Annotated in this window: 11 protein-coding genes and 1 tRNA gene; 8 read left to right on the plus strand and 4 right to left on the minus strand. The window is 65.9% G+C overall.

The window, feature by feature from the left end; translation table 11 throughout:
- Positions 1–252 precede the first annotated feature (252 nt).
- Positions 253–1,764, plus strand: a complete 1,512-nt coding sequence (locus tag QTH91_RS15645) for a hypothetical protein (RefSeq protein ID WP_286661025.1) — start codon at positions 253–255, stop codon at positions 1,762–1,764.
- Here QTH91_RS15645 and QTH91_RS15650 read toward each other — a convergent pair.
- On the minus strand, positions 1,716–3,071 hold the full coding sequence (locus QTH91_RS15650; RefSeq protein WP_286661026.1) for a glycosyltransferase family 87 protein: 1,356 nt from the start codon (positions 3,069–3,071) through the stop codon (positions 1,716–1,718). The genes QTH91_RS15645 and QTH91_RS15650 overlap by 49 nt on opposite strands.
- A 211-nt stretch (positions 3,072–3,282) precedes the next feature.
- Between QTH91_RS15650 and QTH91_RS15655 the strand changes: the two genes are divergently transcribed.
- Genes QTH91_RS15655 through QTH91_RS15670 form a run of 4 tightly spaced genes read left to right on the plus strand, consistent with a single transcriptional unit; the run spans position 3,283 to position 8,168 of the window.
- Entirely contained in the window at positions 3,283–3,657 is a 375-nt protein-coding gene (locus QTH91_RS15655) for a DMT family transporter (RefSeq protein WP_286661027.1), read from the plus strand.
- A gap of 23 nt (positions 3,658–3,680) precedes the next feature.
- A complete protein-coding gene (locus tag QTH91_RS15660; protein WP_286661028.1) occupies positions 3,681–5,105 on the plus strand; it encodes a UbiA family prenyltransferase in 1,425 nt (474 codons plus the stop codon).
- 30 nt (positions 5,106–5,135) lie between these two features.
- A complete protein-coding gene (locus QTH91_RS15665; protein ID WP_286661029.1) occupies positions 5,136–6,809 on the plus strand; it encodes a hypothetical protein in 1,674 nt (557 codons plus the stop codon).
- A 9-nt stretch (positions 6,810–6,818) separates the two neighbouring features.
- Positions 6,819–8,168 (plus strand): glycosyltransferase family 87 protein, encoded by a 1,350-nt coding sequence (locus tag QTH91_RS15670; protein ID WP_286661030.1) that lies wholly within the window; start codon positions 6,819–6,821, stop codon positions 8,166–8,168.
- Between the two features lie 4 nt (positions 8,169–8,172).
- Here QTH91_RS15670 and QTH91_RS15675 read toward each other — a convergent pair whose 3' ends face one another.
- A complete protein-coding gene (locus QTH91_RS15675) occupies positions 8,173–9,783 on the minus strand; it encodes an FAD-dependent monooxygenase (protein WP_286661031.1) in 1,611 nt (536 codons plus the stop codon).
- Between the two features lie 7 nt (positions 9,784–9,790).
- The gene (locus QTH91_RS15680; RefSeq protein ID WP_286661032.1) at positions 9,791–10,780 is read right to left on the minus strand and encodes a Bug family tripartite tricarboxylate transporter substrate binding protein; all 990 of its coding nucleotides are present in this window, start codon (positions 10,778–10,780) and stop codon (positions 9,791–9,793) included.
- A 71-nt stretch (positions 10,781–10,851) separates the two neighbouring features.
- Between QTH91_RS15680 and QTH91_RS15685 the strand changes: the two genes are divergently transcribed.
- A complete protein-coding gene (locus tag QTH91_RS15685; RefSeq protein WP_286661033.1) occupies positions 10,852–11,775 on the plus strand; it encodes a LysR family transcriptional regulator in 924 nt (307 codons plus the stop codon).
- A gap of 53 nt (positions 11,776–11,828) precedes the next feature.
- Positions 11,829–11,902: transfer RNA gene (locus tag QTH91_RS15690), tRNA-Gly, on the plus strand.
- A 46-nt stretch (positions 11,903–11,948) separates the two neighbouring features.
- Here QTH91_RS15690 and asd read toward each other — a convergent pair.
- The gene (gene asd, locus QTH91_RS15695) at positions 11,949–12,890 is read right to left on the minus strand and encodes an archaetidylserine decarboxylase (RefSeq protein WP_286661034.1); all 942 of its coding nucleotides are present in this window, start codon (positions 12,888–12,890) and stop codon (positions 11,949–11,951) included.
- Between the two features lie 58 nt (positions 12,891–12,948).
- Between asd and QTH91_RS15700 the strand changes: the two genes are divergently transcribed.
- A complete protein-coding gene (locus QTH91_RS15700) occupies positions 12,949–14,616 on the plus strand; it encodes an aminotransferase class III-fold pyridoxal phosphate-dependent enzyme (protein WP_286661035.1) in 1,668 nt (555 codons plus the stop codon).
- Positions 14,617–14,639: the final 23 nt, after the last annotated feature.

The following is a 14,639-nucleotide window of genomic DNA, read 5'->3' on the forward strand; positions in this document are numbered from 1 at the left end:
CGGTGTCACCGGCTTGGCCACTGGCCGGTTCGGCTGAATCTGACTCGGACGCCCTCTTGTTCATGCCTGACATCGTGGGCGCTTCGGACGCGAATTGCTCCCGGCGCGCGGCGCATGGTCGTGTAGGACGGCAGCGGTGGTGGGTCGTGACTGCCCCTCCACCCTTCTGATGGCCTACGCCGAATAAATGCAACAAAAGTTTTCAGCTCGTGCAAGAATTCCCAGCGTTCTGGCACGTATGAGAGGACCTGGATGTTGACGATGCGAAACGACGCGGCGAGTGTCGGCCCTCGACTTGCATCAAGCCTCGCGCTGCTTGCTCTGGCCGTCATCGTGCTGGTCGGCCCGCGGCTGTACTTTGCCGGCCTGGGCCTGCCGATCCAGGTGGGCGACGCGCTGTTTTTCATCCCCACCGCGTTGCAGCACCTGCTGACGGGGGAGTTGTCGAACCCCTACATGAGCCCGATCCAGGCCGGCGGCGGTCCATACACCTGGCATGGCTGGCTCTATCCGATGGCGCTGAGCTGGATGGGCCACGGGTCGGGCGTGCACGCGGTGCGTGGCCTGCTGGTGCTGGACACCCTCCTGATTGCGCTGGCCTCCTTGATCCTGGCGTGGAAGGTCAGCACCGTCCGCGCGCCGCTGCTGCTCAAGTTGGCCACGATCGTCTGCGGCTGCGGCTTGCTCGTCATCAGTGCAGGCCGGCCGGAAGTGATGGCGCAACTGCTGCTCGTGCTGTGGCTGGCCGTCGTGCGTTGGCCCATGGACCGGCACTCGGAGATCGCCACTGCCGTGCTGCTGGCGCTGATCGCCGTGGCGCAACCCACCATCGCCCTGCTGGGCGGTGTGCTCTTCGCCATCCATCGCACCTGGGTCGGCACAACGCGCGAGGCTGTACCGGCGATTGCCTGGATCGCCGCTTCGTCCATCGCGCTGGCCTTGCTGCTGACGGCGCTGATCTACCCGTGGCCCCTGGCGGACCTGGCCCATGGGCTCGTCGAGCAGGCGCGCAGCCTGTCAAGACGCGACGACGGCGACTTCTTCATGATCTACGTCGGGTTGGCAAGCAGCCCCATCCAGATCGTCTGGCTGGTCCTGGCGGTGGCCCTCGGTGCGGTGATGTACGCGCGCGGGCCCGCGGGCCGGCCGGCCTCGTGGCTGTTCTATCCGCTCGTTGTGCTGGGGGCCTTTCTCGCGTGGCGCTTCGGCATGCGCATCTCGTACACCGCGTACAACCTCTGGGTGTTCTTCCCGCTCGTGGCCTACGCCATGCTGGTTGCCGCCAGCACCGAACGGCTGAAGCCGTTTCATCGCTTCTTTGCAGCGGCGCTGGTGGGCATGGCCCTGGTGCTGCTGTTGGCGCAAGTGCGCACGCTGATCACGCTGGATCGCTCTGCGCAGGACATGGCCAGCCTGGATCAACTCGTGCAGCAGGTCGAGGCCGATCTGAAGGCCGGCAGGCGCGTGGCCATCAGCCCCAACCTGGCGCTGGCCCGCTTCGACTGGCACACCCGCCGCAACGTGTCGGTGATGCCGTTGAACGACATCCAGAAAGCCGGAGCGGCCGATGTCGTCTATCTGAACCAGGCCTCCACCGGCAAGCGCAGCGCGCCCCGGTACGAGGGCTGGCGCATCGACGGCGACCACTACATGGATGCCCTTCAACTGCGCGGCATCCGCATCGCCAATACGCCGCTGTCCTATGCCTATGCGCGCTACGTGCGATCCGGGATGCCCGGTGCGGCCAAGGCGCCGGCCGACTGAGGCCTGGCGGCGGCGCCGCGCAGCAATGCGGTCAGCAGCGCCAGCATCAGCAAGCCGCCGAAGAACACATACGACTGCAGGACGTTGAGCCGGGAATCGGCCAAGGGCCGCGTCGCGTCGAGCAGCGACTGGCTGACCAGCACATAAGCCACGAACAAGGCCGGCACGCTCGCGACGCCCCAGGGCCGCCGTTCGAGCACCGCAGGCAATGCGAGCGCAAAGATCGGAAAGAGCACGCCGTAGTGGTGCGTCCAGGCAATGGGCGAGGCCATGGTCAGGGCCAGCATCACAAGGCCCAGATGCAGTGCCGTCGGCGTGGCCGTTCGCCCGAAGAGCAATCCGAAGCCCAGCAAGGCCACGGTCGACACCAGCGTCACCCCGTACACCAGCGGGTGATAGGGCGCGAACGAATTCGCCGTCCATGCCACGTTGCTGCCATTCAACAAGGCCCGGTTGATCAGTCCATTCATCGTCTGGTTGTCGAAGAATGCTTCGCCGCGCTGGCCGATGTAGGAAGCCACGGCCGCATAGTCCAGCACGTTCTGCAACCCGTACATGGCGATGGCCAGCACGCCGAACAGCGCCGTGGTGCCCGCGATGGCGGCGGTCAGGCCCCACTGGCGCCGCAGCATCGCCCACGGAACGATCACCAGCCAGTGCGGCTTGACGATGCAGCACAAGCCGATGCAAACGCCGGCCGCCACCGGCGCACCGCGCAGCCACGCCCACAGGCCCAGCGCCGCCAGCAGCGTCATGATGGTCTGGATCTGTCCCAGCGTTTCCGACAAGGCGATGGGGTAGAAGCAGATGGCACTGGCGGTACCCGCGGCCATCGCCGCCAGCCATTGCGGCAAGGACAGCGGCAGATTGCGCTCGGCCGGCGAGCGGGACGCATCGATCAGCAGGGCCGAGAACACCAGTCCGATCAGCGGCACACAGGCCCGTGAGATGACCTGGGCAGCCACCAGCAACGTATCGGTGCCCACGGAAAAAGCACGCTGCAGCAAATCGAAACCCACGAGCGAGGTCAACGGGTACTGGAACTTGATGTGCTGCTCGAAAAAGAGCACTTGGTAGATCCGCTCGCCCGGGTTCTCCCGCAGGAAGCGGATGGCCTCCAGCATCGGAGCCCAGGAATCGACGGCGCCGCGCGGCACGAGCACACGCAGGGCGTGGCGGAACGAACTGTTTTGCGGATGGCCATCCAGCATGGACACCGCGAATCCCACCAAGAGGCCGCCCAGCACGAACAGCGCCCACATGCGCCAAGCGCGCCGGACGCCCGCGGCGCCTTTTTCGCTACCCATTCCACCTCCGTCCAGTGATCTTTGGATTCTGCAGCGCACCCCTGCCCTTCATGCCTTTTTTGGGACTAGGCCAAGTGGCAGGGAAAAGCGTGCAACAAGCCTGCCAAAAGGAGAGTTGTGTCATGAGGTGACATAGATTAACCTTTTGTATTAAGTATTCCTACCACCCTCGCGACGGCGGGCCGGTGGACAGCCAACCGCCCTGCGCTCCATGAACCTCGCCACTTTTTCCATCATCCTGGCCGGCGTCTGCCTGAACTCGGCGGCGCAGTTGCTCCTCAAGGCCGGGGCCAGGGCGATCGGCCACGTCTCCCTGGGTAGCGCGGCATCGACGATGGCCGCCACATGGGCCGCCGCCACGCAACCGTGGATCGTCATCGGCCTCTTTTGCTACTTCGTGAGCGCCGGCCTGTGGATCGTCGCCCTGACGCGCGTGGACATCACGGTCGCCTACCCGATGCTTTCCATGGGCTACGTGATCGCGGCGCTGCTGGCCTGGCAGTTCTTCGGCGAGCAACTCACGCTCTCCCGCGTCCTGGGGATCTCGATCATCCTGATCGGCGTCGTCGTGCTGGCCAGAGGCTGAGGCCGTAGGCAAGGAGAAACTTGGTGAGCACTTCGAACACGTTGTATGTAGATCTGGACGGCTCCCTGATCGCCACCGACCTGCTGCACGAGTCCACGCTCAAGCTGCTGCGGGTGTCGCCGCGGTCGCTGCTCGATCTGCCCAAGTGGCTCATGCAGGGCAAGGCCAGGCTCAAGCGCGAGATTGCCTCGCGGGTCGACATCGACGTGACGACCCTGCCCTACCGCAACGAGGTCGTCCAGTTCGTCCGCGATGCGAAGGCCAGCGGCCGGCGCACCGTTCTGGTCACGGCCAGCGACCGGCAGTTCGCGCAGGGCGTTGCACAGCATCTGGGGCTGTTCGATGACGTGATCGCATCCGACGGCCTGGCCAACATCAGCGGCGCGCGCAAGCTGCAGGCGATCAATGCCGATGCCGAAGGCCAGGCGTTTTGCTACCTGGGCGACCACGCGGTGGACCTGGACGTCTGGCGCGGCGCAGACAGCGCGGCCGTGGTCAGCCGCTCTTCCTCGCTCTTGCGGCGCGCCTCCAGCGCCACACGGGTCGAGGCCCACATCGAACCGCCTGCGGTGCCCATCAAGCGTTACCTGTACGCGATGCGCGTGCACCAATGGCTCAAGAACATCCTGGTCTTCCTGCCGCTCTTGCCGGTGCTGCATGAACTGACCGCCAGCGTGGTCGGTCACGCATTGCTGGCCTTCGTGGCGTTCGGCCTCATGGCCTCGGGCATCTACGTGCTCAACGACCTGCTCGACCTGGAGTCCGACCGCAAGCACAAGCGCAAGCGATTCCGGCCGTTTGCCTCCGGCGAAATCCCCGTGCGCACCGGCGTGATGATGTGCCTGGGTCTTTGCGGCGGCTCGCTCCTGCTGTCGGTGCTGCTGATCAACCTGCCGTTCCTGTGCGTGCTGATCGCGTACATGCTGCTCACCACGGCCTATTCGTTCTTCCTCAAGCGCCGGGCGATCGTCGACGTGTTCTCGCTGGCCAGCCTCTACACGATCCGTGTCGTGGCGGGCGCCGCCGCCACCGGGCTGCCGCTGTCGCTGTGGATCCTGTCTTTCTCGCTGTTCATCTTCCTGAGCCTGGCGCTGGCCAAGCGCTACGTGGAACTGTCCGGCACGCCGGCAGAGGTCATGCAGATGGCCCGCGACCGCAACTACCACCTGAGCGACGTGCCGCTGGTGCTTGCCGGCGGCGTGGCGGCCGGCCAGATGGCCGCGTTGCTGCTGTGCCTGTACCTTCAGGACCAGCAGATGCTCGAGCGCTACGCGCAGCCCCACGCCTTGTGGATCCTGGTCCCGGTGTTCCTGTTCTGGATCATGCGCATCTGGCTGAAGGCGGTGCGGCACGCCTTGCACGACGATCCGGTCGTGTTCGCCGCTCGCGACTGGGTGAGTCGGTTGTCGGTAGGTATTGCCGCAGTGGCGTTCTGGTTCGCGGGGTAGCCAGTGCGGCCGGGCCATCCAGCGGGTCGGATGACCGGCGACGAAAACGATGGAACCTGGCCCAATGCAGTTCTCGGCAAGCCACTGCAGGCACTCGCGATTGCCGCATCGATCTCGGCATTGACGCTGTGGCTGACCGGGTTCGTCTATGGCTCGAACCTCAACCTGTTCAACATCCCGTTCGTCGAGCGATTCCTCGAACGCGAGGAGTTTGCGGCAGACGCTTTCGTGACTTCCCTGGATGGGTTCACGAGCGCGGTATGGCCGCCCATGCGCTGGCTCGCGTTGTACGTGTCTGCGCCAACGCTTTTCCTGCTTGCGCACATCGCCACGAGATTCGCGACAGTGCTGGCGCTGTTGCTTCTGGTGCGGCGGTTCGAGCGCGAGCCATGGGCCATGACCGCCTCGGTCTTGATGGTCGCCCTGGCCATGATCCTGATGGAGCATTCGCCGGTCGGCATCCATCAGATGTTCATCGATGCGTTCACCCATTCCATGTTGACGTGGCCGTTGATCTTCCTGCTCCTGGGCACGCTGCCCACGAGCCGCTTTCGGCTGTCCGCGGTCATCCTCGCTCTGCTGCTGGACATCAACGCATTCGTAGGGCTGTGGATGCTGGCCTTGGCGATCGCCCTGCGCGGGCGGGAGTTTTGGCTCGCGAACCGGCGCGTCCGCGTTCAGAGCACCGTTCTGTTTCTGCTTTTCGCCTTGCCTGTGGTTGCCTGGATCCTGGGCTCCATGGTGCATACCGGCGTGGCGACATCGTTCAGCTACCGGCAATACGTGCGCGAGTACTTCCCCCAGCACTTCCTGATCGAAGCCGCATCGACCCGCAGCCTGATTCGTGAGGGCCTGTACCTGGCCGCGGGTTGGCTGGCTGCGGGCCTGATCGATCACACGGCGTTCTGGCGCCGCGCGCTGGCCTGCCTCGCGGCGATCTTTCTGCTGGGATGCGTTCTGCCCTATCTGTTCGATTCACGAATCGTCTTCAACCTGCATCTGCTGCGGGTGGACGGCGTTCTCATCGCCGTCAGCCTCATCGTTCAGAGCCTTGCCTTCGTGCGGATGATTCGCACCACGTCGAACTGGTCCTACCGCCTGCTGCTGGCGCTGGTTGCCGCATCTGCCTTCGCCTTGCCGCTGAGCATTTCCTTGGGGCTGGGCGCCTTGCTGATCCTTGCCTTCCATGCGTGGGTCGTGCAGCGGCACGCACTCCAGCAACTGCGCCCCTATGCCCAGCGCCTGCCCCGCATCGCCCGGGCTGCGCCCATCACCGCAGCCTTGCTTTCGTGTGCGCTCGTCCTGCTGGCCACCTGGCGCGCCGTGGCCGTGCTGCCCGCGCCCAAGCCTCCGCTCGGCGCCTCGTGGGACCAGGTGGCCGCCACAATCCGGCAAGACGGTGGCCCCGGCCCCTACCTGGTGCCGCTGGGGGACGACGGGGACGTCTTCCTGCTGCAGGCGCAACGCCGGCCCTGGGTGAGCTGGAAGGAAGGCGCCGCGGTCATGTGGAACCCCGGCTTCTTTGCGCAGTGGCACGCCAGGCACAGCGCGGTCATGCAGTTGAAAACGCCGCAAGCGCTGCTGGGCTATGCACAAGCGAATGGCATCGCACAGGTCGTGCTCAAGACACCCGCAGACTGCGGACCCGCGTTCCATGAGGCACTCAGGACCACCGACTATGTCTGGTGCAGCACGGTCCGCTGAATCGCCACCATGAGCGCGCACCCCATGAATACGCCGCCGTCGTTCGCCGCTCGACGCCAGCAGTTCCGATGCTGGCGCTTCTGGCTGCTGCTGGTGGTGGGCGCCACCGCGTTGAACGATGTCGTGCTGCGGCTGGCAGGCTTGGGCGCAGACTCCACGATTCGAACGGCGCAGCTTCTGCTGACCAACCAGTCGTATCTCGATTCATGGGCGCCGATGCTCAAGGCTTCGGACTTCCTGATCGCGCACCCGGACACGTCGACCTTCTATCAAACGATCTTCTTCGAGCAGCGCGTCAAGTTCCAGTATCCGCTGACCTCGCTGCTGATCATCGACATTCCTCGGCGCCTGCTGGGCGTGGACGCGGCCGTGATCATCAAGCTGCTGCTGTATCTGTCGCGATTGGCGGTGCCGGCCATCGGCCTGGCCTTTGCAGCGCTCATGAAGAATGCGCTGGCCGAAACCCGATCTGGCGACGCGCGGACCGGCCTTCTGAATGCCTGGATCGCCGTGGGCGTGGGTGTGTTGAGCGCCGCGCTCTTCTATCCCATCGCCCGCTCCGAAGTCCTGGGCCAGATCCAGACGCTCATGACGCTGCTGGCCGCGCTGGCACTCCTGGCGTGGCAGCGCGGCGCCAGGTTCACTTCGGGCCTCTTGCTGGGCTTGTGCTGCGTCGTCAAGCCCCACTGGGCGGTGCTGCTGGCTTGGGCAGTGCTGCGGCGCCAGTGGCAGTTCGCCTCTGCGGCGGCGGCCGTGATGTGCGGATCGCTTCTGGTTGCCTGGGCCTTCTACGGCGCCGGGAACGTCCTGGGCTACGTCTCCGTTGTCGAGTTCATCGGCCGGCACGGCGAGAGCTTCTTTGCCAATCAGTCGGTCAACGGCCTGGTCAACCGCATGCTCTTCAATGGCAACAACACCGAGTGGGACGCGCACGCGTTTGCGCCCTTCCACCCGGTGGTGTATGCGGCAACCGTGAGCTCGACGGTGATCCTCCTGCTCTTCGCGCTGCTCTGGAGGCGGCGAGACGAACCGACGGCGCTGCATCTTTGCGTGGCCTTGCTCGCGCTCACCATGGCGTCACCGATCGCCTGGGAGCATCACTACGGCGTGCTCTTTCCGATGTATGCGCTGGCCTTGCCTGCCATGCTGGATCGCCGGCCGCTGGGCAGCGCGACCCTGCCCATCCTGGCCTTGACCTACCTGCTGACCAGCCAGTCCTTCTCGCCCTTGACGAACCTGCTGGCCCAGACGCGTTGGAACGTGCTTCAGTCGTACCAGCTGTTCGGCGCGGCCCTGATGCTATGGCTGGTCGCGCGCCTGGCGAGAGACTCGGCCAGGCATGGCGCGGCCACACCTTGAGCCGTCAGAGACCGCTGGCTGTCGACAGCACGAGCCGTGCGTCTTCCACAGACGCCGCCTGCCCCGCCCATGCGACGAACTGGTCGGGCCGAACGAGGACGAGGCCAGCGGCGTAGCGTGCGGTCTCGTCGGTCTGCACCGCCTCGACGATGCTCAGTGGAAGAGACATCGCCTCGGCCGCCGCACGGAACTGTTCGAGCGTCGCCGGTGGCGCATCGAACGCGAGCAGCGTGAAGCCTGTGCCCAGCCGGTCGTAGACGTTCTGGCCACCGGGCTGGCTCGCGGGCGCAAGATGATGGCCGTTGCGAGCCTCGAACTGGTGCGACCCTTTGGCACTGCTGCTCCGCCCCGCACTGTCCCACACCACCGGCGAGCCCTCGTAGTTCGGCTCGAAGGCGTGCACCTCGCCCACGGCCCCCTGCGCCCTCGCCTGCCAGGCGGCCTCGAAGGCATCCTTGTCCACGGCAGGGTCGTGCCGGGCCAGGAACTGATCGTCGCTCTCGATGGACTTGGCAATGAAGTCCCCGATGGTCGAATCGAACACGGGGCGCCGCTCGGCATCGTAGGAATCGAGCAGGCGCTCGCCGCCCCAACCCTGAAGCACGGCAGCGAGCTTCCAGCCCAGGTTGCGGGCATCTTCCAAGCCTGAATTCACGCCGTAGCCGCCATAGGGCGGATGGCTGTGCGCCGAATCGCCGGCCACGAAGACGCGGCCCTTGCGGTAGCAGTCGGCAAGCATGAAGCGCAAGTCCCAGAAGCCAATGTGCTCGAACTCGACGTCGAAGGTCTCGCCCACCGCTTCATGAAGGTAGCCGGCAAAGTCGAAGTTGTCGCGCGTCGTGCCGGGCGGCACCGGCGCGTGGAAGAACCAGGTGGTGCCCAGGTCGACACGGCCGAAGAACTTCCAGTAGCCGTTGAGCTGCGGCTGCAGCACGTTGTAGTAGGACTTGCCTGGATAGCGTTCGAGCAGACGGTGCAGCGCCTCGGAGCGGAACACCAGCAGCACCATCATCCGGTCGTGATCCGTCCTGGTCTGCGTGATGCCAGCCTGCTCGCGCACGACCGAACGCGCACCGTCCGCACCGACCACATACGCCGAACGCAGCAGCTTGCGCCCGTCGCCCTGGCGCTCGCGCAGCGTGACCGTCACGCCGTCGGCGTCCTGCGCCACGGCTTCGGCTTCCCAGCCGTAGAGCGTCTCGATCGATGGCAACTGCGCCGCACGTTCGCGCAGCACGCGCTCGGTCGCGTATTGCGGCAGCCGCTCGTTCGCCATGAAATAGAAGGGCTTGACCAGGTCGCGTTGCAGCCAGTCGTAGTGATAGGGCCCGAGCAGCGTGCCGTAGGCCGTCAGCCCGCCGATGCCGTAGTTGGGCGGGATGGTGCGCGCGGCGCGCAACTGAGGCTCTGCCCCCCAGAAGTGAAAGTGCTCCATCGTGCGCTGGGTCAGGTTCTGGCCCTTTGGAATCGGTTGCGGCTCGGGGTAGCGCTCGACCACGATGACCCGAACGCCGCGTTGGCCGAGTTCGATGGCCAGGCCCATGCCGACCGGGCCGCCGCCCACGATGATCACCTCGGCGTCGTTCGCGCCGGGCGTTGCTTGTTGCTTGCTCATGCCCGCCCTATTCCGCCGTGATGCCTTGTGCCTTGATGAGATCGGCCCAGCGCTTGGCGTCGCTGGCCATCAACTTGCCGAATTCCTCCGGCGTTCCGTGGGCGGGCGTCATGCCCTGGGTCTCGAAGGCCTTGGCCACCGAAGGCTGCGCCAGGATGTCGCCCAGTTCCTTGTTCAAGCGCTCGATCACCGGCCGCGGCGTTGCGGCGGGCGCCAGCACGCCGTACCACATGTCGACTTTCAGGTCGCCGAGGTTCAGGCTGTTGAGAGGCGGCACATTGGGCAGCAGGGCATTGGACGTGTCGGAGCTGATGGCCAACGCGACCAGCTTGCCGGCCTTGACATGCTGGAGCGCCACGTGGATGGGCAGGAACATCACGTCGATCTGGCCGCCCAGCAGGTCGGTCACCGCCGGCGCCGTACCGCGATAGCTGATGTGCGTCAGCGAGACGTGCGCCCGGTTCTTGAGCAGCTCCATGGCCAGATGGTGCGGCGTGCCCACACCCGGCGAGCCGTAGTTGAGTGCGCCCGGCTTGGCCTTGGCCCTGGCGATCAGCCCTTGCAGCGAATCGATCTTCGTGCCCGGATTGGTGACCAGCAACAACTGGCCCCAGCTGGTCTGACTGACCGGCGCGAGATCGGTGAGCGGATTGAAGCCCGCGTTGGGATACAGCGCCATGTTCATGACCAGCGTGTTCACGCTCACGAGCAGGGTGTTGCCATCGGGGGCGGCGCGGATCACTTCCTGCGTGCCGATGTTGCCCGAGGCGCCCGGCTTGTTGTCCACGAAGAAGGGCCGCTTAAGCCGCTCCGACAGCACAGGCCCGATCTGACGTGCGATGAGATCAATGCCGGTGCCGGCCGTGAATGGAACCACGAGGCGGATGGGCGCATCGCCCTGGGCTCTGACGATGGGAGCCGCGAGCGCGGCAAGACCACCGCACAGGATGCGGCGGCGCAGGGTCGATGGTGGCAGCAGACGGGCCGCTTTGGTCATGTCGTTGTCTCTCTTGAACTGGAGGCCAAATTACAACGACACTCCTTCGTTTGATCAAACGGAAGATTCTGATGAACTCTTCATCAAAGCTGATCAATGTGAGCAGCCGCCAACTGCATGCCTTTCTTCAGGTGGTGCGTCTTCAGAGCTTTGCGAAGGCGGCCGAGCAGGTGCACCTTTCACCCTCGGGCATGAGCATGCTCGTCAAGGAACTGGAGGAGCAGGTGGGCGCGCGCCTGTTCGACCGCACCACCCGTTCGGTCTCGCTGACCGACGCCGGCAAGCGGCTCGAACCCGTGGCCGAGCGCATCGTCGGCGAACTGGGAGAACTCGCTGCGGTGGTGGGCGGGGCCGAGGCGGCCGTGCGCTCGCGTTTGCAGGTTGCGGCCACGCCGATGGTGTCGGCCAGCCTGCTGCCTGGGGTCATGCGCGACTTTGCCAAGAGCCACCCGCAAGTGAGCCTGCATCTGGAAGACGTGGAGGTGGGCCTCGTGCGGCAGAAGGTGCTCGACGGCGAAGCCGACATCGGCCTGGGCTTCTTCGTCAAGCCTGCCACCGGCCTGTCGCGCCAACCGCTTTGCAAGTTCAGGCTGATGCACATCAGCCCGCCGCAGTCGGCGCGCAAGGGCCTGCTGACGAGCCAGCCGTGGACCAGCCTGGCGGACGTGCCGCTGGTGAGCCTGCCGGTCGGCAATCCGATCCAGGTCCTGATCGAAAAGCATCTGGCACGCCTGGGCCGGGCCAACGAGGAGCGGCCGCGCGTGAACCTGATCGGCACCATCATCGGCATGGTCCGCGCCGGTCGCGGGCATGCCGTCATCCCCTCCTTCGCGATGGAGGAATGCCTCACCCGCGGGCTGGGCGTGACCTTGCTGCGTGAGCCGGAAGTGGAACTCGATCTTTATCTGGTGTCGCGCCGTGGCTCGAAGCACAAGCCTGCGGCGGTGGCGTTCGCCAATGCGCTGAACGAGGCCGCGTCACGGCTGGCGGGGTAGCTGCGCGCCACTTTCTGCCGCCGCTGGCGGCCGCGCTAGAATCCGCTCCCATTGCGGGTGTAGTTCAATGGTAGAACGGCAGCTTCCCAAGCTTCATACGAGGGTTCGATTCCCTTCACCCGCTCCAAACAAGTCGACGACAAAGGGCCGCAATCCAGCGGCCCTTTTTCTTTTCAGGCCGCGCCACCCCTCTGGCCGGCCTCCTCCACCGGCAAGCGCATCAGCGCCTGTCCCATCTGCACACGCTTCCCGGTGGCGATGCCTTCTGCCAGCGCAAATCCTTCGGGCGCAAAGACGATGATGGTGGAGCCCTGCTCGAACCATCCCATCTCCTGGCCCTTTTCGTAGCGCGCGTTGCAGGGCATGCGCGTGGGGCCCTTCCACTTCAGGTGCAGTAGCACGTCCAGGCAGTGCAGGCGCATGCTGGCCACCAGGATGGCCGCCACCGGCACCAGCGCGATGCGGTGACCTGATGCGCTCAGCCGCGCCTGGAGCACGGCCCGCTCGTTGCGGCAGAACAATCGTTCCACGCGCTTGAGCGCCACGGGGTTCACGTTCCACGTGTCGCCCGACAGGTAGCGCACCTCCTGCACCTCGCAATCGTGCGGCGCATGGAAGCGGTGGTACATGCCGGAGCGCAGTCGCAAGGTCACGAAGGTGCCGTTCCTGAAGGGCTCGATCGCCTGCGCGTCGCCGAACAGTTCCGCCGCCGAATAAGGAAAGCCCTTGGCCTGGAACACGTTCACGCCGGACATCGGGCCGCAGGCGCCGACGATGGCGTCGCACGGGCTGGCCAGGATGGAAGGTTCGGCCTCCACCGGCCGCGCACCGGGCCGCAGTTCGCGGGTGAAGCAGTCGCGCATGCTGCGAAAGGGCCGCTGCACGGTGTCGTGCAATTCCAGGTCGCCGAAGAACTTCCATACGGCGATCGATGCTCGGCTGACCAGCGGCTGCTCGATGCGGCTGAACCAGCCCATGAAGCGTGTGAGCGCGATGCGCGGCACGCGGTTGGTCAGCAGGAAGTTCAGGTCTTCCTGCATCAGCAGCGCGTCGCGCATGCGCCGGACGAGCGACGGCCTGGCGGTCGCGGGGGTGTTGGCAGTTGGTGTTTTCATGATGATGTCAAGAAGGGCGGATAGACAGTGCACCAGCCATCAGGAGTGCTATCCGAACATGACTCAGACCCTCGTTCTTTCTTCCGTGGCGATTGCCGCGGCTCTGGCCACTGCGCCGCTGGCGTGGCGCCGCCTGGAGCTCTCGCGCGCCAAGCACCCGTCGCTGCGCGGGCATTCGCGCATCGCGCGCCGCGTTGCGGCCCAGGTGCCGGGCTATGCCTACGACGACGACCTTTTCTTCGCGGTCGATGGCGCGCCGCCCGAGGTGGCGGCCCGCAGGCGCGCGGGTTTCGAGGCGCTCTCGCGCACCTTCAAGAGCCGCTTCGCGCGCAGCATCGCGGCAACGTCCGAATTGCGGTCCGGCCTGTCGGACCTGCAGTTCACCAGCAACTACCGCGTGCCCTACCCTTTCAGCCCGCTGGTGCGCGAACACCTTCCCACCGGCAGCTTTGCCGCATCGACCCACGGCGTGACGATGACGGACCTGGACGGCAACCTGTTCTACGACCTGACCGGCTCGTATGGCGTCAACCTCTTCGGCACCGACTTCTACAAGGCCTGCATTGCCGAAGGCAGCCGGCGGGCCGAAGCGCTGGGCCCGGTGCTCGGCACCTTCCACCCCTGCGTGGCCAGCAATGTCCAGCGCCTGAAAGCCATCTCGGGCCTGGACGAGGTGTCGTTCCACATGTCCGGCACCGAGGCCGTGATGCAGGCCGTGCGCCTCGCGCGCTATCACACGCGGCGCAGCCACCTGGTGCGCTTCTGCGGCGCCTATCACGGCTGGTGGGAAGACGTTCAACCGGGCCCCGGCAATCCGGTCGACGTGCGCGCCACCTACACGCTGCGCGAGATGGACGAACGAAGCCTGCAGGTGCTGCGCAAGCGCAGCGACATCGCCTGCGTGCTGGTCAACCCGCTGCAGGCCCTGCATCCGAACGCCGGCGCACCGGGCGATTCGTCGCTGGTCGACAGCAGCCGCGGCGCCGGTGTCGACCGCAACGCCTACGCGCAATGGCTGCAGCAGTTGCGCAAGGTGTGCAGCGAGCGGGGCATCGTGCTCATCCTCGACGAGATCTTCGTCGGCTTTCGCCTCGCGCCGGGCGGCGCGCAAGCGTATTTCGGCGTGCAGGCCGACATGGTCACCTATGGCAAGACGCTGGGGGGCGGCCTGCCCATCGGCGTGCTTTGCGGCCGGGCCGCACTCATGAAGCGCTTTCGCGAAGACCGGCCGGCCGACATCTGCTTCGCGCGCGGCACCTTCAATGCGCATCCCTATGTCATGGCAACGATGAACGTGTTCCTCGAGCGTCTGCAAGAGCCCGACATCCGCGCGCACTACGACGGCCTCGACGAGCGCTGGAACAACCGCGCCGAGCTGCTCAACACCCGCCTGCGCGAAGCCGGCGTGCCGGTGCAGGTGGCGAACCTGTCGTCGATCTGGACGGTGTTCTACACCCAGCCCTCTCGCTACAACTGGATGCTGCAGTACTACCTGCGCGCAGAAGGGCTGGCGCTGAGCTGGGTGGGCACCGGCCGCATCGTCTTCAGCCTGGCCTACGGCGATGCCGATTTCGAGGAAGTGGCCCGCCGCTTCGTGGCTGCGGCGCAGGCGATGCAGGCCGATGGCTGGTGGTGGCACGACGAATCCGTGAGCAACAAGTCGATCCGGCGCGGGCTGCTGCGCGAGATGCTCGCGCAGCGCTGGGCCGCGGCGCTCGGGCGCTGAGACCAAGCCGCGCCCGCGCCGGG

It is taken from the genome of Variovorax dokdonensis, assembly GCF_030316895.1.
GTDB classification, from domain to species: domain Bacteria; phylum Pseudomonadota; class Gammaproteobacteria; order Burkholderiales; family Burkholderiaceae_C; genus Variovorax; species Variovorax dokdonensis.